Origin of the sequence: Halanaerobium saccharolyticum subsp. saccharolyticum DSM 6643 (genome assembly GCF_000350165.1) — a bacterium.
GTDB classification, from domain to species: domain Bacteria; phylum Bacillota; class Halanaerobiia; order Halanaerobiales; family Halanaerobiaceae; genus Halanaerobium; species Halanaerobium saccharolyticum.
This window is the reverse complement of record NZ_CAUI01000005.1, coordinates 302,558-326,094: the sequence shown is the minus strand read 5'-3', so window position 1 is coordinate 326,094 and position 23,537 is coordinate 302,558. Positions and strand designations below refer to the sequence as shown.

The following is a 23,537-nucleotide window of genomic DNA, read 5'->3' as shown; positions in this document are numbered from 1 at the left end:
ATTACACTCCTGAATTGAAAAGACTTTTGAAATTTTCTCCTATTTCTCTTAAAACTAAATTATTTCCTCTTTCATCTAAAATCTTTAGCTTATCATACACATAACTTACTCTTTCTCTTAACTCATTTCTAGAATCAGCAATTACAATAAAATAACCCGCTCTAGCAGTTGCATTTTCAATATCAGGAATTATTTCTCCTAAATCATAATTAAAACCAGCCTTTAATACTCCTGGCATTTTTTCTATTTCGGAACTTGCTGTCATCTTCTTTATTTCACCTGAACGCGCAAAAAAAAGTTGTGAAGAAAGATGTTGTTTGTTATTCTCAAGTTCATAATTTTCAAGGGCTTCAATATTAACTTCATTACCCGCAGCAAGTTGAACCATCATCTTCAAAATATCGACACCAGTCAAAATAGGCATAAAATCACCTTCATAAGCTCCACCTATTCTACAGGCGATTTCATTAACCTTAATTCCCTGATCTCCAATTAAAAATTGAAAATAAATTGGACCATTTTTTATTTTAAAATCATTAACAATTTTTTGGCTTAGTTTTTTAATTTCAAAATTATATTTTTCTAAATATCTAGATGGAAAAAGATGAGAAGAACAAATACCAATATGAATATTTTCTTCAAACCTTAATCTATCAGTAACAGTAAGTAATTTTGCACTGCCATTAACTACCCAACCACTTACTGTTATTTCTGCAGAATGATAATATTCTTCTATCAAAATTTCATTTTCTCTAGAAAAACTCAATACTTCGTTAAATTTTTCTCTTATCTCTTTAATAGAATCTAGCTTAAAGACTCCGCGCTGTCCCTGGCTATCAAGTGGTTTAACAACATAGGGGGCTGAAAGTTGCTTAAGTTCTGAATTCGAAAAATTATTATTTATTATTTTATATTTAACAGTAGGAATCTCATTTTTTGAAAAAGTTTTTTTCATGATTTTTTTATTTGTTACAGACTTCGCAGTTTTTGCAGAAATATACTGAGGCAGCAATAATTTTTCTGCCACCCGAGCAGCTGTATACACTGGCTGATCAGTTCCTGCTGTTAAAACTCCGTCAATATCGTATTCTTTAGCAGTTTCAATATTTGCCTCAAAATCAAATGTACTACTTGTTGATGAAAAATCAGCTATTTTTTTACCAGGCGCATTCAGATAATAATCAGAAACAACTACCTCATAATCCATTTCCTTTGCCTTTTTAATTAAGCTTATCTGGCCGCTGCCTCCACCTAAAACTAAAAGCCTCATAATTTATTCCTCTTTCTATTATATAATATTATATTAAAGTTATCTTTAATTAAAATTTGCTTTTTATTAATCAAAGTTTCAAGCGTCATCAAATGTGCTCTCTTTGATTGAGTACTGTTCTTTATTAGAACGAAAATATTTTAAAAAAGAAAATTTACCATAATATATAAATAAATTTATAAATAATTTTAGTAATTTAATAAAGTTATAATTGGACTGACCATATTTTCTCTGCTTCTGTTTTGTATAAATATTTGCTATTTTAGCCCTTTGTTTAAGAATTATTGCCGAAATATAAATAAACGATTTCTCAGAAGCTTTAATTTCAGCAAGCGTTTTTCTATTTATTATTCTAAAACTACTTACTCTTATAGCTTCAGGTTTGGGAGTTATGAAATTAAATAACAAATTGGTCAATTTTGAGCCTAATCTTCTGTAAAACTTATATTTTCTTTCTTTTGGAATAGCATAAACCACATCATAACCCTCTTTAATTTTTTGATAAAGAAGAGCTATATCTTCTGGTCTGTGCTGTAAATCATCATCCATTGTAATTATATAGTCTCCAGCCGCATAATTAAAACCGCAAAAAATAGCATTCTGCTGACCAAAATTACCTGCCAGATGAATGCCTTTAACTCTGCTATCATAACTATTAAGTTCTAATATTTTTTTGTAACTTTGGTCAGAACTATTATCATCAACTAAGATACATTCAAAATTAAAATTATTAGCTGCAGCTGTTTTTTTATGGCCAAATAAAGTTCTTCTAAAGAATTTTCGGCATTATAAACTGGAACTACTATAGAAATTAAATCAGCCATGTTTAAACACCTGCCTGTTTTATTTCTAAAAATATATTTCTTAGTTCTGCAATAATATAATTTAAATCTGCTGCAGATAAGCCCGGATAAATTGGTAACCTTAACATAGAAGCTGCTATATCGTTTGTAAGCTGCAGATCTCGCTTTTGATAGCCAAGTTTTTTACCCATTGGAGAAGCATGTAATGGTTGAAAATGAAAAGCAGTTTCTATTCCTTTTTTTCTTAGTTTTTTTAGAATGAAATCTCTTATTTTTTGATTTTTTAATTTCAAATAATATAAATGATAGTTGCTTTGTCTATCTTCTGGTATTTGAGGAATTATTTCTAAAAAATCTTCATTTAAAAATTTTTCTAAATGCTGATTATAAAATTCAAAAATTTGCCGCCTCTGTTTTGTTATATAATCAATTTGTTCCAGTTGAGCTAATAAAAGAGCCATTAAAATATCAGAAGGAAGATAACTGGATCCTTTTCCAACCCAATTATATTTATCAATTTCCCCTCTTAAAAAGCTAGACCGATTTGTTCCTTTTTCTCTAATAATTTCTGCTTTTTCGATCAATTTATGTTGGTCTGAATTAATAATTATAGCTCCACCCTCACCACTAACAAAATTTTTGCTGCCATGAAAGCTATAACATCCAAAATCACCCATAGATCCAGCTGCCTTACCCTGATAAAAACTATTAACAGCATGAGCAGCATCTTCAATTATATATATATTATTTTTTTTAGCGATTTTTTTTATTTCTTTCATCTCACAGCTGATCCCAGCATAATGAACTGGTATAACCGCTTTAGTCCTGGCAGTAATTTTAGATTCGAAATCAGCAGGATCTAAATTAAAATTATTAAGTTTAACTTCTGCAAAAACTGGTTTAGCACCTGTTTTTATAACAGCATTTGCGGTTGAACTAAAACTAAAAGAGGGCATAATAACCTCATCACCCTCTTTTAAGTCAATTAATTGTGCAGCCATTTCTAGAGCATGAGTGGCTGAAGTGGTCATTAAAACTTTAATTAAATCAAATTTATTTTCTAAAAATTCACTCACTTTTTTAGTATAAAAACCATCACCGCTAAGATTTCCTTTATTTAAAGCATCTTCAATATATTTTTTTTCGTTCCCACTTAAATAAATCTTATGAAAATCTATTTTTCGCATAAAGAATACTCCGTTTCCTAATAACAAATATGCTTCCCTAATTTTTTAAAGTTAGCTATAAACTCTTTTACTTCATCTGAGATGAATTTTGCTTTCTTATTAATCATATAAATATCATAATCAAGATCATAATCTGTAATTCTTGATACATTAATTTCATTAGCACTGAATTCATCTCTAACAGCATTATAAGGAACAAAAGCAACCCCATAACCTTTTCTTACCAGAGTTTTAATAGCTTCAGTAGAATCCAGACGGGATATGACTTCTACTTCTGAAAAATCAATCCCCAAATCTTCAATAGAATTTTTAAAATTATCCTTGATTATACAATCCTCTTTTAAAATTACAAATTTATGGTCTAAAACTTCCTCTAGTTTTATTTTTTCAGGCAAATCAAAAGCCGGTGGAGAAATTAATACTACTTTCTCATTAATTACCTTTTCAGAAATCAAATTTTCTGCCTGAGAAGGTTTAGTTGTAAAACCAACTTCACAGATATCGCTTAAAACATCCTGTTCAATTTTGTCTGAAGATGCAGATACAAGATTATATTTATGATTCGGAAACTTAAAATTCATATTCAAAATAGCACAGGGAAGACAGTAAGTTGCAATTGTATGCTCACCTTCTATTTTTATTTCTTTACTTTCTTGATCATTTAAATCAGAAAGCATTTTATTATAAGTTCTAATCATATTATCTGCATATTTTTGTACTATTTTACCAGATTCCGTTAATTCAACTCCGCGATTACTACGAATGAATAATTTTTTATCCAATGAATCCTCAAGTTTTTGTATTTGCTGACTTAAAGCTGGCTGAGATATATGAGAATTATTCGCTACTTTAGATATGCTTTGTAACTTTGCTATTTGTTGAAAATATTTAAAACTTTCAATATGCATAAATACACCCTTTCATTATATATAAAATGAAATTTAGAAAATATTGTTTTTAACTAATGTTCTTAATTAATTATATTATTAATCAGGTCAAATAACAAGAGTTAATCATCAAAAATAAGTGTTATGAAAAATTGATTTATTTTTGTTCATTAATTATTTTTTGCCACCATTTTTTATGATCAAGATACCAGTTCAAAGTTTTTCTCATCGCATTTTCAAAATCAAATTCTGTTTCCCATCCTAATTTTTCTTTTATTTTACTGCTGTCAACTGCATAACGATAATCATGTCCTTTACGATCTTTTACGTGTTTGATTAACAATTCTGTTTTAGAAAGTAGTGATAGAATCAGTCTGGTTATTTCTATATTTGTTTTTTCATTATCGGCTCCAATATTATAAATCTCCCCACTTTCACCTTTACGCATTACTAAATCAACTGCTTTACAATGATCTTTAACATAAATCCAGTCTCTAATATTACTGCCATCACCGTAAAGAGGTAATTTTTCATCCTGCAGAGCATTTATAATAAAAAGAGGTATTAATTTTTCTGGATATTGATAGGGACCAAAATTATTTGAACAGCGGGTAATATTAATTGGTAGATTATAAGTTTTAAAATAAGATTTAACCAATAAATCTGCTGATGCCTTTGAAGCTGCATATGGATTTGAGGGATTTAAAATACTATCTTCACTAAATTTATCATTTTTACCCAGACTTCCATAAACCTCATCTGTAGAAATTTGTATGAATTTTTTCACCCCAAATTTCAGAGCCAGATCAAGCAAATTCTGAGTACCAGCAATATTCGTTTTGACAAAAACTGAAGGGTCTTCTATACTCCTATCGACATGAGATTCAGCTGCAAAGTTAACTATATAATCTATACCTCGATGCATAATCTGATCAATTTTTTCCCTGTTACAAATATCAAGCTCTCTAAATTCATAATTAGGATTGGTCTCCACATCTTTTAAATTGTCAAGATTACCAGCATAACTGAGCTTATCAATATTGATAATTTGATCATCATAATTTTCCAATTGATAATGAATAAAATTACTGCCGATAAAACCAGCGCCACCTGTAACTAAAATTTTCATCATATTTCTCCCCTTTATTTTTTTGAAAATATTTTCAGGATAAATTTAAACTTAAATTGAAATGATAAATTTAATTTCAGATATAGAATTTTATAATAAAATTTAAAACTATTATTAAATGTTGGTTAAGGTTATTATATCATAATATATTTTAATTCTAAATTTATACAAAATTTTTGACATATCATCTTATTTATTATTGTTTTTCGAACATATGTATGTTAAAATTATAAATATAATTAGCTGATTGTGAAAAGTCAATTTTTATTAGGAGGAGAAAAATGAACTTCAAAGACAGAGGTAATAAAAAATGGAATTCTTTAATGCTGGTCGAACATCAAAAAAAATTAAAAGAATTGAAATTAAAAGAACAAAATGTAGAAAAACCAGAACTGGACCAACAGCAGCTAAAAGAATTCAATCTAAAAATTAACAGAGCAGTAAAGAAAAATTTATGTCTCAAGATAATTTTTTATGAAAATAAAAAAATAGATAAAATAGAAGGAAAAATATTAAAAATTGAAAAATATAAAAAGGAAATTAAAATAAAAAATAATAATGGGCAAATTAAAAACTTAGCTTTTGGTCAAATTTTAGAAATCATACTTTGACTATTTTTTATGTCCACCAATAGTATTTTCTATTCTTTCTTTAACATTTCCTTTTTCCAAATTACGAGCATAGTAAAGCACATCCTTTCCCATTTTTTGGGCCAGCTGATCTCTAATTTTATCAATTTCTGCTCTCTTCAAATCATTTCTAAATAAATTAAGCTGTCTATAATCAGATTCTGTAAAATTGGTTAGATAAAGGCTTATTTTTCTTACTTTTTCTCCCTTATAATGTTTATTTAAAATTACTACTGCAGTTTGAAAAATATCTTTTGTCATATCAGTTTCTTTTTCCAGACTAAGTTGTCTGGAAAAACCATTTTTAATTTCCTGTTTAGAATAGCCAAGTGCAAGGGAAACAGTTCTACCCTTTAAATTGTTTTTTCTAACTCTTTTTCCAACCTCTTCTGCTAAATTAAATATTACAGTTTTTATAGTTTCAATTTCTTTATAATCATTATATAAAGTAATTCCCCGTCCAACAGCTTTTTTAAGGTCATTAAAGTGACCTTCTACTTCCGAATAATCTATGCCCCAGGCATGATAATAAAGTTGATTACCAATAATCCCAAATTTGTTTTCTAAATATTTTAGAGGTAGTTGAGCCAATTCACCAACTGTATAAACACCAATTTTATTTAGCTTTTTTTTGGTTCGACTACCTATCCCCCAACAATTCGAAAGTTCTAGCGGCCATAATTTATCGGGAATATCACAATAATTCCAACGACAAAGTCCAGTTTTTTTACCTTCATTATCCATTGCTACTTTAGCCATAAACATATTAGGACCAATTCCCATACTGCATGGTATTTTATATTTTTCCCATATTTCTTTTTTTATCTTTATGGCTAATTCAAATGGATCTCCATATTTTTTTTGACTACCATTTAGTTTTAACCAGGCTTCATCTATTGAATAAATATGTATAACTTCCAGAGGTAAATAGGAATTAAAAATCTTGGTGATTTTCATTGAAATATCAAGATAAAGTCCCATATTAGCTTCAGCCAATATAATTTCATCTCGATCAGGAATTTGAAATAATCTATCAGCAGTTTTTATTCCATATTTTTTCTTTAAAGCAGAAGAAGCTGCTAAAACAACTGACCCTTTTCTATTTTTATCACCAATTACAGCTAAATATCCCTTCAATGGATGTATTTTTCTCCTTACTAGTTCTATGCTCGCATAAAATGATTTCATATCTACACACAATATTTGATCTGATGGCGCATCACTATAATCAGGTCGCATTAGAACTTCCCCCTTTAAAAAATTATAAAACCTTTTGTTTAGTTATATTTTAGCACATCCATCTATATTTATCAAACAAATGTTTGGGTATGGGGTTAGTTTTTTGAACCAAATAACTTTTGATTTTTTTTGATACAAAAAAGAAAAAACAGCCGCAAAAGCAGCTGCTGCAAATAACTATGAACTTTAAAATAATACTAATTATCTTTTCTATAATTACTATTTTAGTTTAATACCTTTAGAAGTTATATCAATAATTTTTTCTTTATATAAACCACCAATTGCCTTTTTAAAGCTTCCCTTGCTGATTTGTAATGCTTTTTTTATTTTTTCAGGTGAACTGTCATCATTTAGCGGTAAAGAGCCACCTTTAGCCTTGAGACGAGCCAATATCTTTTCCTTAGCATCTTCTATTCTCCCATAGCCAATCTTACGCAGACTGACATCAATTTTGTTATCTTCTCTTATTTTTTTAATATAACCCTTCATTCTATCTCCAACTGTAATTTCTTTATAAATATCATTTTCATAAACTAAACCGAAATATTTGTCATCAATAATTACTGTTGCTCCCAGGTCAGTAAATTTATATACTAAAATATCTACCTTATCACCCTGACTAAACTCTACATTTTCTGGGGCTTCTTCAATTCCTGTTGTATCAATTTCACTACTTCTCATTATTTCACCAGTACCTTTCTTTAATTAAGATCATTATTAAAATTAAATAATATAATTTACATTCATTGTACCATAATCTGAGACTTTTTAAAACAGTGCTCTTCCTTTAAAGAAATCTAATCTGATTAATAATCTTGCTTGTCTTATTTTCATTAATTAGTTGCTAATTTTGCAAAACACTTGACACAAATTTCACATATGTGTTAAAATATAATTAAGTTGAGTAAATTAATAATAATTCAAAGGAGGATTTATTTATGAAAATCAAAACAATTGTTTTAATGATTGCTGTTGCAGCTCTATTAGTTGCGCCAGTAGCAAGTGCTCAGGACACAGTATCTTCTGCTTCTAGAGTGGTTGATGCAGATAGTTTAATGAATGCTGCCAATGAAGATGGTTCTTGGATTTTAATTATTCAGCAGGATTTAAGTGTTGATGAAGATATAGTATTAGAAGGAGAGTTTGAAAATGATGGAGAGTTAGACCGTAAATTAGCTCTTTATGATCAAGATTCTAATTATAATGTAACTGACAGATACACTTTAGAAGCTCCAAGTATTACTGTTCAGAGTCCTAACACAAGATTTAAAGCAGGAATTTTTGTTGGTGATGTTTATGTTGCTGCAGAAAACTTCAAACTAACAACTGGCTTTACTGTTGAAGGTAATGTTTACTTTGAAAATGAAGCTGCTAAAAGTACATTTACTATTGAAAAAGGCGCTACTATCACTGGTGACATAGTAAATAATTTTTAATTAATATATAACTAACCGGCTAGTATCTGATACTAGCCGGCTTTTTTTATTGTGCTATGTGATTTTATAAACACTATTTATTCAAATTAAATTTCTTTATTTTTTATTTTTTTAATCAAGTCTTTTACTTTTCCATCAATAATCTCTCTTGTTTCTCTGAATACTTCCATAGGATGTCCAGCAGGATCATCTAATCCCCAATCTTCTCTAAATTCACAAGGAATATAAGGACATTCAACTCCACAACCCATAGTAATTAAAACATCTAACTCTGAAGGTATTTCCTCTAATAATTTTGGATATTGATCACTAATATCAATTCCTACTTCCTCCATTGCCTTAACAGCATTAGGCTTAACTTCAGGAGAAGGATCTGTACCAGCACTATAAACCTCAAGCATCTCTCCAGCATATTCTCTTGCAAAACCTTCTGCCATCTGACTGCGGCAGGAATTACCTACACAAACAAAAGCCACTTTATATTTCATAATTAATTTCTCCTTTCAATCATTATAATAATTATTTTATATTCTACTAAAATATGTTTATTTATCGATAATCCTTTATTCCTCTATAATCTTATAGAACTAACATCTATAAGTCAAAGCTTCTACTTAAATTTAACATTAATTTAACATTAAATTAAAACATCAATTTCTCTCTCTGAAATTTTAAATTTAGCATTACATCTTCCAACTGATTCACCATCTAGTTCTAATTCTACTGATTCTTTAGTCATTATCTTAAGTTCTTCAACTTGATATGAGTCAACTAGTGGATGTGAAAGATGTTTACCTTTATAGCCCTTAATTAAGTTTAAAACTATTCCTAATCTAGAAAAATCTTTTAACAAAATCAAATTTAATTTGTCTCCAAACAAATCTGCTTCTGGAGCAACTTTAATACCTCCACCAAAATAATTACCATGAGCAATTACTGCTGTGTTTATTTTACCCTGATAAATCAATTTATTATCTGCCTCGATTTTTACTTTTTTATTTTGATAATTAAATAAAACCTGAAAGATTCTTAAAATATAATTTAAGCTTCCAGATGTAATTTTTTTGTTTTCATTTAATTTTTTTGCAACTTCAGCTCCCATCCCACAATCAGCAATATTAAGAAAATATCTTTTTTCTTTTTCAAGTTTAGAATTTACAAAATTGGCTTCCACTACTTTAATTTTTTTGCTTTTTCCAGTTTTGATTAAGTTTATTAATTCATCTATTCTTTTTGGCAGTTTTAAAGTTCTACTTAAATCTGAACCAGTTCCTTGAGCATAAATGACTAATTTTGTATTTACATTCTTATCTTTTACCAGAAGCATTCCATTTATAATCTCATTCACTGTGCCATCACCGCCAACAGCAAGTAAATAATCATAATTTAATTCTACAGCTTCTTTGGCAATTCTAATAGCATCACCAGGCTCTTTAGTATATTTTTCAGTGAAATTATTAATTTCTTTTTTGAAATGTTTGCTCATTTCTGGCCAGACTTCAGCTGTTTTTCCACCAGCTGAAACTGGGTTAATAATTGCTATTATTTTTTTATTCATAATTTTCCCCTTATAAAATTTAAATTTAAATTTTATTAATTTATCTTGATAAAGTTAAGTATTTTTGTTATGATAATTTTAATTATAATTGTTATTATCAAAGAATTCAAGTTTTACTAAAAAGGAGGCGCAATGAAAAAAGAAAAATATGGTTCAATAATTGAAAATAAGAAAAGATGGCTCTATATTCCGTTAGGATTAATAATATTTATGTGTATGGGAACAATTTATTCCTGGAGTATTTTCCGGACTCCGATTGAAAATTCATTTAATATAGGCGCTACCGAAAGTGGATTACCCTATATGTTCTTTTTAGTTTTTTACGCTCTTGCAATGCCCTTTGCTGGCAGCTACATGGATAAGTATGGTCCAAGAATAATGACAATTACGGGTGGACTTTTAATTTCTATCGGTTGGTTTTTATCTGGTTTTACAACTTCAATTACTTTTCTTACAATAAGCTATGGAGTTATTGGAGGAACTGGAGTTGGCATAGCATATGGTGCACCAATGGCAGTTGCAGCAAAATGGTTCCCAGACAAAGAAGGTCTGGCTGTTGGCTTAACGCTTGGGGGTTTTGGGTTATCTCCATTTATTACAGCCCCAGCAGCAAACTGGTTAATTACGAATTTCGGTGCTTTTACAACATTTAAAATTTTAGGGGGGCTATTTGCAATAATCATTACCTTATTAGCCTTACCACTTAAATTTCCAGAAGCAAATCATCAAATCTCTCAAAATAAGAATACTAATAATCAAAACTTAGAAATAGACCCAAAAAATATGTTTAAAAGTAGAAGTTTCTATGCACTCTGGACTACTTTTGTAATTGGTACTATTATTGGCTTAATGGCTATTGCAATTTCTGGCCCTGTTGCAGAAGAATTAATTAATCTAGATTCAGCTACAGCCTCAATTTATGTTTCATTTTTTGCAATTTTTAATGGTATAGGTAGACCGATTTTTGGTGCATTAACTGATAAACTTAAAGCAAAAAAGACTGCTATAATTTCTTTTTCTCTAATTATACTAGCTTCATTATTAATGATAATTAATAATTCTGCCAATCCAGCCTTATATTTTATAGCCTTTGCAATTTTCTGGCTTAACCTTGGGGGTTGGCTTGCTATCGCACCTGCAGCAACTTCTTATTTTTTCGGTAAAAAAAATTATATTAAAAACTATGGTTATTTATTCACAGCATATGGTGTCGGTGCTGTGATCGGTAATTTATTGTCTGGCAGCATTAGAGATATCATGGGGAGTTATTATTTTGTTTTTTATCCGACCATTATTCTTGCTGCATTAGGAATAATTATTGCTCTTTTATTTTTAAAAAAAGATCAGATTAGTGATCAATCTAAAAATTATAAAAAAGTTAAATATTCCAATGAAAAAATATAATATATTTATTTAAAGAAGGCAGCCTTATTTTTTAATTCTCAAGGCTGCCTTTATTTATTATATTTAATTTTTATTAACCTATAGATTTTTTAATATTCATTAAATATCTAAGCTAATAGTGACTGGGCAGTGGTCAGATCCCATTACATCAGTCAAAATATCAGCATTCTGAAGTCTAGATTCTAAACCACTGGAAATGAAATGATAGTCTATCCTCCAGCCTGCATTTCTATCACGCGCTCTGGTCCTATAACTCCACCAGGAATAACATTCTTTTTCAGGATAGAAGTAGCGATAAGTATCAATATACCCATGCTCTTCCAGCTTATCAAGCCATTTTCTTTCAATTGGAAGGAAACCAGAAGTGTTTTTATTGGAATCAGGATCATGAAGGTCAATAGCATGATGTGCAGTATTATAATCTCCACAAACTACTACTTCTTTTCCATTCTTCCTTAGATCTTCAATATAGTCTAAAGTAGCATCATAAAAATCTAATTTATAATTTAACCTTTCTTGACTCCGTTTACCATTTGGAAAATATATATTAAGTAAATAAAAATTATCAAATTCTGCTGCTATAACTCTGCCTTCACGATCAAATCTTTTAATACCTAAACCATGCCAAACATCAATGGGTTCTTCTTTTGTATATAAGGCCACTCCACTATAACCTTTCTTTTCTCCGAAAGTAAAATAGGAATTATAACCTTTAATATTACGTAGTTTATCTTTTAATTGATGATCCTGTATTCTAATCTCCTGCAGCCCTAAAATATCGGGCTGTTCTTCTTCAATCCAATCTAAAAAACCTTTTCTTTTGACAGCTCTAATTCCATTAACATTCCAGGAATAAATCCTCATCAATATCCAACCTTTCTCTGCTTATTTAATTATCATTTTATTTTATTTTTAAACTAAATTTTAAAACTACAATTTCAAATTAATCTATATCCAAAATTAAAAAAATAATTAAATATCTCTATCATAAATTTTTTGAACTTCCTCAAATTCAGCCAGTACTTCTTTATTTTTTTGACTATACACTTTATTAACTATCATTATAACAATTACATTAACTAAAAATCCAGGTACTATTTCATATAAAGTATTCCCCAGACCACTTTCCTTCCAAAAAACAAGAGTAATAGTTCCTAAAAGCATTCCATTTAAAACTGAACGCCAAGATGTTTTTTTAGAAAAAAGTGCAAATAAAACTACTGGTCCAAAAGCTGCACCTAATCCTGCCCAGGCATAAGCTACAAGATCTAAAACAGTATTGTTAGGGTTTAAAGCAAGTATAAAGGCAATAACTGCAATTAAAATAACAAATACTCTACCCGCCCACATTTTTTCGGATTCACTTGCTTCTCTATCCACAATTTTATTATAAAAATCTTCAGTTAAAGTTGAGGAAGATACTAAAAGTTGTGAATCAATGGTAGACATAATTGCAGATAAAATAGCAGCTAATAAAATTCCTCCGATCCAGGGATTAAAAATTTTTGCTATCATTTCTATAAATACTTTTTCACTATCTGCTATATTAGGGAACATTGGTATTGCAATAATCCCCACAAAGACTGCAGCAGTTAAAGAAATAGCCACCCAAATAACTGCAATTTTACGAGCTGATGCCACTTTTTTAATGGTATCAATCCCCATAAAACGAGCTAAAATATGGGGCTGACCAAAATAACCGAGTCCCCAGGCCATTGCAGAAATAATAGCGGTAAAAGTTAATCCTTCTGGCATTAAAGAGAGTGATACTCCATTTTCAGCTGTCATTTCCACTATAGAACTCATGCCTCCAATTTCTCCATAGGCTATTATAGGCACGATAGTTATTGCAAAAAACATTAATATCCCCTGAAAAAAATCAGTCCAGGATACAGCCATAAATCCACCTAAAAACGTATATGACACTATAGCTAAACCACCAAAAATAACTGCTAATTTATAATCAATATTAAATAATGATTCAAATAATTTCCCTGAAGCAACCAGCCCTGAGGCAGAGTAAATAGTAAAAAACATTAAAATTATTGCTGCAGAAATAATTCTCAGTAAACCAGTTGGATCTCCAAAACGCTTTTCAAAAAATGAAGGTAAAGTCATTGAATCGGTTTTTTCTGTATATACTCTTAAACGAGCAGCTACATATTTCCAGTTTAAAACAGTACCAATAAATAATCCTACCGCAATCCAGGCCTGGCTTAATCCACCAAGATAAACTGCTCCAGGAAGCCCCATCAAGAGCCATCCACTCATATCACTTGCCTGAGCTGAAAGTGCTGTAACCCAACTCCCCATTGCTCTACCACCAATTAAATAATCTTCTAAACTGGCAGTTTTCTTATAAAAATAAACTCCTATCCCCATCAAAAAAACTAAATAAACTGAAAAAGATGTTATCGTTGCTGACATTAATACTTCACTCCTATCTTCTTTTTAAAGAAAATCAGCCGCTATAGCGGCTGATTAAATAAACTCTTATCTCCAGCTATCTTCACCGATAAGTGGAACAAATCTAACATACTCAAGCTCTTCTTCTTTCAATTTCCCCTTGGATTTTTTAGTCAGTCGTTTTAATTGCTGAACTTCATTACGTTCGCCAACAGGAATTACAATTTTACCACCCTTAGACAGCTGCTCAATTAACTTCTCTGGAACATAAGGCGCTGCAGCTGAAACTAAAATCGAATCATAAGGAGCATTTTCTTCCCAGCCTAAACTACCGTCTCCTAATTTAACTTTGACATTTCGATAGTCTAAATCACTTAATACTTTTCTAGCTTTAAGAGCTAGTTCTTCAATACGCTCAATAGTATATACTTCAGCTGCTATTTCTGCTAATAAAGCTGCGGCATAACCTGAACCGGTACCAATTTCTAGAACTTTATCAGATTCTTTGATCTCTAAAGCTTCAATCATTACAGCAACAATATAAGGTTGGCTGATAGTTTGCCCAGCAGAAATAAGCTGTGCTCCGTCTTCATAGGCATATTTTTTATTTTTGTCTGGAACAAATTTCTCTCTTTTTACTTTTCTAAAGGCGTTTAAAACTAAATCATCATCGATACCTCTTTTAATTAACTGCTCTTCAACCATTTCATCGCGAAGTTCTTCAAAATTAATTTCCATAATTCCCACCTCCGCTTTAAAGCTATTTTAAAATCTAATATTAATTATACATCGCTTAAAGATTTTTTGTCTATTTTACCGGTAGCATTTTTAGGTAATTCATCTAAAAAGTCTACAAGTTTTGGTACTTTATAATTAGCAAAATACTGCATACAGTATTTTTGAATTTCTCTTTCAGAAGCACTTTCGCCATCTTTTAAAACAATTATTGCTTTTGGAATTTCACCACGCAGTTCATCTTTAGTTGCCACAACTGCCGCTTCTCTAATTTTAGGATGCTTATATAACTGTTCTTCAATTTCACGGGGATAAACATTCATTCCCCCTACATTGATCATATCTTTTTTTCGATCAACTATATAAACATAACCATCTTGATCCATCTTACCTAAATCACCAGTATGCAGCCAACCACCTCTTAATGCTTTTTCAGTAGCATCTGGCATTTTATAGTAACCTTTCATTACATGATCTCCCTTAACTGTAATCTCACCAATTTCTCCTATTGGCATTTCATTATCATTTTCATCTACTATTTTAACTTCAGTTTCTGGAATTGGAAGTCCAACTGATCCACTTTTTCTTTCCCCATCAACAGGATTCACATAAGCTACCGGTGAAGTTTCTGTAGGACCATTTCCTTCTAAAATTTTAACATTAAATGTTTTTTCGAAATCTTCCATAGTTTGCTGAGGCATGGCTGCTCCCCCAGAGATACAAAGATTTAAATGTGATAAGTCATATCCATCTTTATTTTTAACATTTAATAAAGCAGAATACATTGTTGGCACACCAGCAAAAAATGTTATATTTTTTTCTTGGATAGTTTTTAGTACTGTCTCTGGTAAAAATTTATCTATAATTACAATCTCTGCCCCTAGAAATAAAGGCATCAACATACAGACAGTTTCTGCAAAAGCATGAAACATTGGCAGTACACAAATATAACGATCACGATCATCTACTTTGAGATGCTCAATTGATTTTTGAGTATCAAAAATCAAATTATGATGGGTAAGCATTGCTCCTTTTGGCTGACCTGTAGTGCCAGATGTATAAAGACAAGCTGCTGTAAACTCCTCATCTATATTTTCCAGTTTAGGTAAATTTGTTTTTTGAGATTTGAATTCTGATAAAAGTAGATAATCATCAGATTTTTCTCCATCTACCAAAATAATATTTTCTAGATAATCTAAATCACATTTTTGGATTAAAGGTAAGAACTTTTTAGATGTTATAATTATTTTTGCTTCTGAATTATTTAAAATATATTCTACCGCTGGAACTTTAAAACTTATATTTAACGGCACCATCGTAGCTCCAGATTTAATAACACCTACGTAAGAAATCAAAAATTCTATGCTATTTGAAAGCATAATACTTACCATATCAGAAGGTTTAATTCCTAAATCTTTTAATCCATGTGCAAGTTGATTACTTTCTTTTTCTAATTGATTAAATGTAATCTCCCTATCATTAAGTACGGCTGCTGTTTTTTCTTTTTTTTCATTTGCTGTTTTAGATATTATATCTCCTAATAACAATTAAATTACCTCCTATAATTTGCAATCCTTTTTTGCTTAATTTACTCAAATTTTATTCCATTAATACTTACCAGCTAACATGAAAACCTCTACTGTCAATATGTAAAAAAGGTCCTCGAACACCATTTCCTTTATAACTACAAACTCCACCCTGAAGCTGAGCAAATTCTTCTTTTTGATCAAACTTAACTGCTAAATCAAAAAGTATATTAGAGTCTTTAATGGTTGATTTTCCATCCCTATTTAAATCATCCATCCATTGATTCCCACTGTTATCAATGTAAATATCTGCTGCATCTCCAAATAAATGACGACTAAAATCAGTATTATTCCCTAATTTCTTATTGAAATAAGGACTTCGATAAATACTTACAATGCCAAAAGTATCTGCCTTATAACCAGACTTATTTACTTCTTCTAAAAAATATTCTAATTTCAAAAGCAATGATTCCTGCAGCACTATATATTGGGGAAATTTATTGCTTTGGTTTGTAACAAATTGATTCATCTTGAAATGAGGAGTTAAATTAAGATCCAAAAGTGACTTTTCAATTTTTAAGAATCCAGTTGGCTTCGAGTAATATGTTTTTTTATCGGCTGGAATATTCGGATAAGATCCAATTTTAAAACCATCCAAATACTGACCATTCATTTTATGAGCCGGATGAAGAACAAAAACATTTAATTTTATTTCTGAGCCAGAACCATTTTTGTTTTTTTCTTTTATTTTTACTGGATAATATCCACTTTTAGCTGGTGCCTGCCATTTGAAAGACCTTTCATTTTCAAAACTCTTACCATTTAATTCTATTACATATTGTTTATCTCTATCTTCTTCTGCTATAGAAATTTTTATACCTTCCCCTGGCATAACAAAAATACTAAAAGTCGTTAAGGGAATCTTAAAATCATCATACACTATAGAAAAATTAGCATGTTCTGCAGAAAAAGCTGCTGCATTAAGTGAAAAACTACTTATTAAAATTAGAACTACAAGTATTGAAAAAACAAATATTTTTTTCATCAATTATTTTTTTACTCCTTTAAATTATTAATTTTAAAACCATAAATTCATTTTAAAAATATTCTTCCATTATTTTTTGGTCACGACTATATATATCTTCTCTAAAATTTAGATTATTTAAAGAATCTACCCAGGCAGTATTATACTGCAGATAAATTTTAATCGGATCATTTAAATAAACTATTTTTTCCTTATCTTTTGTCATTTCTTTTTTGATTTTTTCTCGATTCCATTTTTCTTGATCATCTAGTAAATACTCTGCTAGATCAATTGGCTTTTCTATTCGAATACAACCAGAACTAAAACCCCTTTCATTTTCTGAAAATAAATAACGGCCTGGTGTATCATGTAAATATATACTGAATTTGTTAGGGAACATAAATTTTACTCTACCTAATGCATTCTGATCTCCTGGGTTTTGCCTTAAAAGATAATTGAAATTATCCTTATCAATTTCTGACCAATCAACTTTTGCAGGATCAATTTTTTCTAATTTATTATTACCTGTATATTTAAATAAAGAGTAATTATTTTCTTCAAGATAGTTATAATCTTCTTTAATTAGAGGAAGTTTATCTTTAACAGCTATTGATTTAGGAACATACCAGTAGGGATTTATTACAAGATATTTTATAGTATCACTAAAAACAGGTGTGCTTCGCTGTTCCTTACCAACAATTGTTTTCATTTCCATAATTACTTGATCATCTTCATATAATTTAAGATTATAATCTGCAATATTAACATAAATAAAACGACTTCCCAGGTTTTCTGGCAGCCAACGCCATCTTTCCATATTAATAATTAATTGTTTTATTCTATGATCAAGAGTAATATTTAAAGCCTTAATTGTTTTTTTACCAACTATTCCATCACTTTTAAGTCCATGATCAAGCTGAAATCTTCTAACCGCTCTTTTTACTTCTTGACTAAAATAATTTTTTGCTTCTAAATTATTTGCATTTAGATAGTTTTTTGCACTTAAATTTTCAACTAATTGAGCAACTCTATTTCCACGAGCTTCAATAGCCAAAATTTCTCCTGTTTCTATTTGGGGCCAGGATTCTATTTGTCCTGAATCTCTATAAAAGGCTAATTGTTTTTTTAATTCTTTATAGTTTTCTGTTTTAGGTAGTTGAGACTTTATAACCCGACGCATATTAATTTCTTTATCAGTCAAATGACTTAATAACTTTTGAGATCCTAAACTTTCTGCTTCATAATTATAATCATCAATTATAATTTCAGCATCTATTTTTCCATTTAAATAATCAGAAGCAAGACTTAAATAGGCATTAGTTAATAAAATATCCAATACTGCTCTTTTATTAAGACAATCTGCTGAAAACAAAGTGCTTTCATCAATACAGGTCTCAATTAAACCTAAATGATAATCTGAAGGATTTAATCCCTCAAAATAACTATTTTTTATCTCTTTTAATAACGGTTCTGGATCTCTTTTGAATTCTTCACCTTCAAACCAAATCGAACGATAATGTCTCTGATCATAAAATTCAATTAATTCTTGATAAAAACGAACATTTTCATCTTCAGGAAAATAGCCTTCATATTCCTCTATCACAATCAAATGATTTCTGATAGACATTGCTAAATCATTTTGAGCAATTGCATTTATATTAAATATAAAAATTATAAATATAAGTATTAAAAAAACCAAAAGTCTTCTTTTCAAAATCATCACCCCATTATCATCCCTAGTTTTAATAGATTACTTCAATTTTATCTAATAATTTTTCTAAGAGATGAGCTAATTCTTCAGCTGAATTTTCCATATCATTTAATGCTTTTTTCATAAAATCTTGTCGTTGTTTAAGTAAATCTTTCATTATTTTATTACCATCATCAGTAATTTCTAGAAGTACAACTCTTCTATCATCAAGATCTCTTCTTCTTTTTACAAGTCCAGCTTCATTTAGATAATCAACAATTACTGTTACTGTACTATTTGCCATATGTAGTTCTTCATGTATATAGCCCATACTTACAGGCTCTGATTCCAAAATAACTCTTAAAACATGAAATCTACCTAATGTTAAATTATAACATTTAAGATGATCTTTAGTATATTCATTTAAATATTTTGATATATTTCTTATTTTTTCCTCTATTTTATTATTTATTTTATTTCCCATTTCAATAACCTCACCTGTTAGTTAGTTTTAAAAATTATTCCAATAGTTATTGATATTATATAATAATTCGACTCTAAAAACAAGAAAATCACAAACAAAAAAGAGCTCCCAAAAGGAAGCCCTAAGATTTATATTAATTATAAATTTTATTCATTTTTTAGTTCATTGATTTGTTTCTTTATAATCTCTAATTCACTGGCAAGAGTATTAGCTAAATTTTCTAGCCTTGTTACTTCTCTTTCTTTACTTTCTTGATCATCAAAATTTTCTTCATCTGCGGCAGCGGGAGCATAATAAGCGCCTCTACCGCGAGCTGCTAAAAAAGATCGGCCATGACCCATTCTACGTCCTCTGCCAAAGCCACGTCCAAAGCCTGGACCACGACCAGTTCCATTTCTAGGACCTCTACCGACTCCCTGGGGAGCAGCATTAGCAGTAAATCCCGGCTGATCATTACCAGCACAATATCCTAAAGCTCTTCCTGTCATTGGACCTGCACCATCTGGACCTCTTCTATCTCCTCTAGGCATAATTAATCACTCCTTAATAATTTTTTATTAATGAACATATGCTCTTTATCTTCCATTTATATTATAACTCTATTTTGAGCATATGTCAAGAATTAAATAAAAAAATTATTGTATTCCAGGTACAGTTTATCTGCACCTGGCACTTATTTCTTCTTTATCTAAAACATAATCCTTTTTAATGAGAGTGATCTTCATGTGAACAGGCATTCTCAGAAGTATCTAATTGATCTCTTAAATAATTTTCAACAGCAGTTTTTGCTTCTCCTGAAGCTCCACAAACAACTTGAATCTCATTGTTTTTAAAAAGTGTAATTGCTTTTTGTCCCATTCCGGAAGCAATAATTACATCAGCACCAGCTTCATTTAATAATTTGGGTAATAAACCAGGCTGGTGACCTGGATTTTCCAAAACTTCTTCTTTGTTAATACTATTATTTTCTACACTAAAAATCTTGAAATGAGGTGCATGACCAAAATGAGCAGAAACATTGTTTCCTTGAACAGGTACAGCTATCTTTTTCATATTATTCTACCTCCATTATCTTAGTCAAATTTGCTTTTACTTTAAGCATTCTTTTTCTTAAGTCTTGATCATTATCAACAAAGAGTTCTCCTTTTTTTAATGATTCCACAATTATTCTACTATATGGAATCTTAGTCAAAAGTTCAATATCTTCTTTCTGACAATATGACTTTATTTTTTCGCTAATTTCTTCATTTAAATCATATTTATTAATTACAAGTCCAGCTGGAATTTTAAAATGTTTTACAACTTCAATTACCCGCTTTAAATCTGAAAAACCAGACAGTGTGGGTTCTGTAACTAAAATTGCCATATCTGAACCACTTAAAGAAGCAATAACTGGACAACCAATACCTGGTGATCCGTCAATTAAAATCCAATCTTTATTTTTTCTTTTGGCAATTTCTGAAGCCTTTTTCTTGACCTCACTTACTAATTTACCAGAGGTATCAGCACCTGGAATCAGACGCGCATGAATCATATCTCCAAATTTACTTTCTGCCTGATAAAGGCTTCCTGTCTCAATAGATTCTAGTTTAAGGGCTTTTGTTGGGCAAACTTCTACACAAACTCCACAACCCTCACATTTTAAATTATTAACCTGAAAATCATCAGCAGTTATGGCTTTATAACGGCAGTAATCATAACATTTACCACAGTCAATACAGCGATTTTGATTTTTGATCGCTAATTTTGCTCCCCTATATGTTTCTTTACTTTTATTAACTGGATTTAATAAAAGATGTAAATTAGGTGCATCAACATCACAATCACCTAATACTAAATTATCTAATAAAGAGGCCAGGTTAGCTGTAAAAGTTGTTTTTCCGGTTCCACCTTTACCACTAATTACTGTTATTTCTTTCATTGTTAAAGGCCTCCTCTATAATATCTCTGTATAGGTTTTTAAATTTTTCTTCCCATCCTTCAAGCTCATAAACAAAGGGCTTTCCATTAGAATAAAGTTCTGCAATTTTTCTGGAAAAAGGAATTTTCAATAAAATATTTATTCCATTTTCTTGACAGTAATCTTCAATTAAATAATCAGCATCTGATTCTGATCTATTAATTATAACTGCAAAAGCTTGATTTAAATTATTTAACATTTCAACTACCATTTTAAGATCATGCAGGCCAAAAGTAGAAGGCTCAGTCACTACTATTGTAAAATCAGTGTCAATAATTGCTTCTATAGTCGGGCAGGTAGTTCCAGGCGGTGAATCAATAATTACTTTTTTATCATGATCAATTTTTGTTTTTAATTTTTCAATTACAGGTACTGCTTTTTCTTCACCTGGATTTAATTCTCCCTGCCAAAAATCAAGATTATCTAAACTATCATGATATAGTTTACCTAACTCTTTTTCTTTTTCAGTAATTGCATTTTCTGGACAGACAATTTTACAACCACCACAGCTGTGACACACTTCTTCAAAGATTAAGACTTTATCAAGCATCATGGCCAGAGCGTTGTATTCACAAAAGTTAACACATTTTCGGCAGGCTGTACATTTTTCATCATTAACTTCTGGAATTAACCGCATAACAGACTCCTTTTCTTTTTCTCCAATTTCAGGAGATACGAAAAGATAATCATTCGGTTCTTCAACATCTGCATCAAGCAGCTGGACATTATCCAGGGCAAGTGCTAAATTAACTGCTAAAGTAGTTTTCCCGGTTCCACCCTTTCCACTTAAAATTGAAAGTGAAATTTCCTGGTTCACCTTAAAAATGTCCTCCAGGGCCAGCTTCAGCCTCAGTTAAATTGCCTGCCTGGTAATCATTAAAAGCTTCTTTAATTAATTTTTGTTCTTTTAAATCTAGAAGTTCAATTCCGGCTGCTTTTAATGCCTCATATGCTTTGGGACCAAAATGATAGGCAGCAACTGCATCTGCATTTTGATCGGCACATAACTGAGCAGCACCTACTCCAGCACCACTACTTTTATTAGCTGCTGTATTGTTAACAAATTTAATTTGATTGTTCTCACAATTTATTACAGCAAAATAATTTGCTCGACCAAAGTTTTCATGAATCTCTGTCTCAAAGTTGCTAGCTCCAACTGCAGGAATAATTAATTTCATTTTTTTAACCCCCATTTTTTGATTGTCTATTTATACCGGTTCTTGTAAAAACCGGTATAAATCAACTTTACTATTTTGCATTCATATTTAATTTTAATGGTTCAATTTTTTCGTCAAAGCCGCCTTCTCTTTCAGCAAGACGTTTTGCAATTTTGATGAATTCCTTAGATATTTCAGCTTCAGGTTCATCAAAAACAATTGGTTTACCAGTATCACTACGGCGGCGAACTTCAGAAATTAAAGGCAGCTGTCCTAAAAGCTCGGTTCCCATAAAATCTGCTAATGTTTCTCCTCCATTTTCACCAAAAATATAATCTTTATTTCCGCATTCTGTACACTGATAATAAGCCATGTTTTCAATTACACCTAAAACTTGCAGATCCATTTTTTCAGCCATGGCTCCAATCCGGCCAGCTACTTTTGTTGCCGTAATTTGTGGAGTAGTTACAACTAAAATTTCAGAATGTGGTACTTTTTGCATTATATTTAGTGGCATATCTCCTGTTCCAGGCGGTAAATCGAGAAGCATATAATCTAATTCTCCCCAGCGAACATCTTTGAAAAATTGCTCTAAAGCTCCTCCAAGCAGTGGGGCTCTCCAAATTACTGGTTCATTTTCTCCCACAAAAGAACCCATCGAAATAGTCTTTATCCCTTTAACTTCTGGAGGAATAATTTCATTTTCACTAACCGCCTTAGGTTTATCTTTGACTCCCAAAATTCTGGGCACACTAAAACCTCTTACATCAGCATCTATTATACCAACTTTATATCCTAATTCAGCGAGAGCAGTTGCCAGATTGACAGTAACTGTAGATTTACCGACTCCACCTTTACCACTAGCCACAGCAATAATACCTTTATTTATCGACCCGTGTTCTAAGACAACTTTCTTATCTTTTACTTCATACATTAAGTAATCACCTCATTATATATTATGGTCATTTGTTCATTTAACTGTATTAACTATAACACTTTTTTATTTTCAATTC

At 30.4% G+C, this 23,537-nt stretch carries 25 protein-coding genes; 3 read left to right on the top strand and 22 right to left on the bottom strand.

The window, feature by feature from the left end; all coding sequences use genetic code 11:
* Window position 1 precedes the first annotated feature (1 nt).
* The 5 genes from HSACCH_RS01965 to rfbB form a co-directional block, all read right to left on the bottom strand.
* Window positions 2-1,270, bottom strand: coding sequence for an ATP-grasp domain-containing protein (locus HSACCH_RS01965; RefSeq protein WP_005487428.1), 1,269 nt, complete (start codon window positions 1,268-1,270; stop codon window positions 2-4).
* 78 nt (window positions 1,271-1,348) lie between these two features.
* Window positions 1,349-1,981: a glycosyltransferase family 2 protein gene (locus tag HSACCH_RS13525; RefSeq protein WP_084815720.1), complete on the bottom strand. Its 633-nt coding sequence runs from the start codon at window positions 1,979-1,981 to the stop codon at window positions 1,349-1,351.
* Between the two features lie 115 nt (window positions 1,982-2,096).
* Window positions 2,097-3,260: a dTDP-4-amino-4,6-dideoxygalactose transaminase gene (rffA, locus tag HSACCH_RS01955; protein ID WP_005487422.1), complete on the bottom strand. Its 1,164-nt coding sequence runs from the start codon at window positions 3,258-3,260 to the stop codon at window positions 2,097-2,099.
* A 17-nt stretch (window positions 3,261-3,277) separates the two neighbouring features.
* Entirely contained in the window at window positions 3,278-4,168 is an 891-nt protein-coding gene (locus HSACCH_RS01950; RefSeq protein ID WP_005487421.1) for a LysR family transcriptional regulator, read from the bottom strand.
* Window positions 4,169-4,304: 136 nt separating this feature from the next.
* Window positions 4,305-5,276: a dTDP-glucose 4,6-dehydratase gene (gene rfbB, locus HSACCH_RS01945; protein ID WP_005487420.1), complete on the bottom strand. Its 972-nt coding sequence runs from the start codon at window positions 5,274-5,276 to the stop codon at window positions 4,305-4,307.
* 281 nt (window positions 5,277-5,557) lie between these two features.
* Here rfbB and HSACCH_RS01940 point away from each other — a divergent pair, with 281 nt between their 5' ends.
* The gene (locus HSACCH_RS01940; protein WP_005487419.1) at window positions 5,558-5,887 is read left to right on the top strand and encodes a YolD-like family protein; all 330 of its coding nucleotides are present in this window, start codon (window positions 5,558-5,560) and stop codon (window positions 5,885-5,887) included.
* Here HSACCH_RS01940 and HSACCH_RS01935 read toward each other — a convergent pair whose 3' ends face one another.
* Both HSACCH_RS01935 and HSACCH_RS01930 read right to left on the bottom strand, forming a co-directional pair.
* Window positions 5,888-7,144 carry a Y-family DNA polymerase gene (locus tag HSACCH_RS01935; protein WP_040476920.1) on the bottom strand — a complete coding sequence of 419 codons (1,257 nt, stop codon included), beginning with the start codon at window positions 7,142-7,144 and terminating at the stop codon, window positions 5,888-5,890. It lies immediately after the preceding gene.
* Window positions 7,145-7,363: 219 nt separating this feature from the next.
* A complete protein-coding gene (locus tag HSACCH_RS01930; RefSeq protein ID WP_005487416.1) occupies window positions 7,364-7,825 on the bottom strand; it encodes a S1 RNA-binding domain-containing protein in 462 nt (153 codons plus the stop codon).
* Between the two features lie 257 nt (window positions 7,826-8,082).
* Here HSACCH_RS01930 and HSACCH_RS01925 point away from each other — a divergent pair, with 257 nt between their 5' ends.
* Window positions 8,083-8,580 (top strand): hypothetical protein, encoded by a 498-nt coding sequence (locus HSACCH_RS01925; protein WP_005487415.1) that lies wholly within the window; start codon window positions 8,083-8,085, stop codon window positions 8,578-8,580.
* 86 nt (window positions 8,581-8,666) lie between these two features.
* Here the strand turns inward: HSACCH_RS01925 and HSACCH_RS01920 are convergent, their stop codons facing one another.
* Together HSACCH_RS01920 and HSACCH_RS01915 are read right to left on the bottom strand one after the other, a co-directional pair.
* Window positions 8,667-9,068, bottom strand: a complete 402-nt coding sequence (locus HSACCH_RS01920; RefSeq protein ID WP_005487414.1) for an arsenate reductase ArsC — start codon at window positions 9,066-9,068, stop codon at window positions 8,667-8,669.
* A gap of 149 nt (window positions 9,069-9,217) precedes the next feature.
* A complete protein-coding gene (locus tag HSACCH_RS01915; RefSeq protein WP_005487411.1) occupies window positions 9,218-10,138 on the bottom strand; it encodes a diacylglycerol/lipid kinase family protein in 921 nt (306 codons plus the stop codon).
* A 132-nt stretch (window positions 10,139-10,270) separates the two neighbouring features.
* Between HSACCH_RS01915 and HSACCH_RS01910 the strand changes: the two genes are divergently transcribed.
* Window positions 10,271-11,542 carry an L-lactate MFS transporter gene (locus HSACCH_RS01910; protein ID WP_005487410.1) on the top strand — a complete coding sequence of 424 codons (1,272 nt, stop codon included), beginning with the start codon at window positions 10,271-10,273 and terminating at the stop codon, window positions 11,540-11,542.
* A gap of 99 nt (window positions 11,543-11,641) precedes the next feature.
* Here HSACCH_RS01910 and HSACCH_RS01905 read toward each other — a convergent pair whose 3' ends face one another.
* From HSACCH_RS01905 to HSACCH_RS01845, 13 genes are all read right to left on the bottom strand, one after another.
* The gene (locus HSACCH_RS01905) at window positions 11,642-12,406 is read right to left on the bottom strand and encodes an exodeoxyribonuclease III (RefSeq protein ID WP_005487409.1); all 765 of its coding nucleotides are present in this window, start codon (window positions 12,404-12,406) and stop codon (window positions 11,642-11,644) included.
* Between the two features lie 108 nt (window positions 12,407-12,514).
* On the bottom strand, window positions 12,515-13,969 hold the full coding sequence (gene putP / locus HSACCH_RS01900; RefSeq protein ID WP_005487408.1) for a sodium/proline symporter PutP: 1,455 nt from the start codon (window positions 13,967-13,969) through the stop codon (window positions 12,515-12,517).
* 66 nt (window positions 13,970-14,035) lie between these two features.
* Window positions 14,036-14,686 (bottom strand): protein-L-isoaspartate(D-aspartate) O-methyltransferase, encoded by a 651-nt coding sequence (locus HSACCH_RS01895; protein WP_005487407.1) that lies wholly within the window; start codon window positions 14,684-14,686, stop codon window positions 14,036-14,038.
* A 44-nt stretch (window positions 14,687-14,730) separates the two neighbouring features.
* On the bottom strand, window positions 14,731-16,230 hold the full coding sequence (locus tag HSACCH_RS01890; protein WP_005487405.1) for a long-chain-fatty-acid--CoA ligase: 1,500 nt from the start codon (window positions 16,228-16,230) through the stop codon (window positions 14,731-14,733).
* Window positions 16,231-16,297: 67 nt separating this feature from the next.
* Window positions 16,298-17,254, bottom strand: a complete 957-nt coding sequence (locus HSACCH_RS01885; RefSeq protein ID WP_040476919.1) for a peptidase M15 — start codon at window positions 17,252-17,254, stop codon at window positions 16,298-16,300.
* Between the two features lie 52 nt (window positions 17,255-17,306).
* The gene (locus HSACCH_RS01880) at window positions 17,307-18,953 is read right to left on the bottom strand and encodes a L,D-transpeptidase family protein (protein ID WP_005487402.1); all 1,647 of its coding nucleotides are present in this window, start codon (window positions 18,951-18,953) and stop codon (window positions 17,307-17,309) included.
* A 22-nt stretch (window positions 18,954-18,975) separates the two neighbouring features.
* Window positions 18,976-19,407: a MarR family winged helix-turn-helix transcriptional regulator gene (locus HSACCH_RS01875; RefSeq protein WP_005487401.1), complete on the bottom strand. Its 432-nt coding sequence runs from the start codon at window positions 19,405-19,407 to the stop codon at window positions 18,976-18,978.
* A gap of 146 nt (window positions 19,408-19,553) precedes the next feature.
* Entirely contained in the window at window positions 19,554-19,937 is a 384-nt protein-coding gene (locus HSACCH_RS13680) for a DUF5320 domain-containing protein (RefSeq protein WP_005487400.1), read from the bottom strand.
* A 175-nt stretch (window positions 19,938-20,112) separates the two neighbouring features.
* Complete coding sequence (locus HSACCH_RS01865; protein ID WP_005487398.1) at window positions 20,113-20,460, bottom strand: NifB/NifX family molybdenum-iron cluster-binding protein; 348 nt, start codon at window positions 20,458-20,460, stop codon at window positions 20,113-20,115.
* Window position 20,461: 1 nt separating this feature from the next.
* Window positions 20,462-21,328: an ATP-binding protein gene (locus HSACCH_RS01860; RefSeq protein WP_005487397.1), complete on the bottom strand. Its 867-nt coding sequence runs from the start codon at window positions 21,326-21,328 to the stop codon at window positions 20,462-20,464.
* Window positions 21,306-22,184 (bottom strand): ATP-binding protein, encoded by an 879-nt coding sequence (locus HSACCH_RS01855; RefSeq protein ID WP_005487396.1) that lies wholly within the window; start codon window positions 22,182-22,184, stop codon window positions 21,306-21,308. Before HSACCH_RS01855 ends, HSACCH_RS01860 begins: the two co-directional genes overlap by 23 nt.
* 1 nt (window position 22,185) lies before the next feature.
* Window positions 22,186-22,545 carry a NifB/NifX family molybdenum-iron cluster-binding protein gene (locus HSACCH_RS01850; RefSeq protein WP_005487395.1) on the bottom strand — a complete coding sequence of 120 codons (360 nt, stop codon included), beginning with the start codon at window positions 22,543-22,545 and terminating at the stop codon, window positions 22,186-22,188.
* Window positions 22,546-22,615: 70 nt separating this feature from the next.
* A complete protein-coding gene (locus tag HSACCH_RS01845; protein WP_005487394.1) occupies window positions 22,616-23,458 on the bottom strand; it encodes an Mrp/NBP35 family ATP-binding protein in 843 nt (280 codons plus the stop codon).
* Window positions 23,459-23,537: the final 79 nt, after the last annotated feature.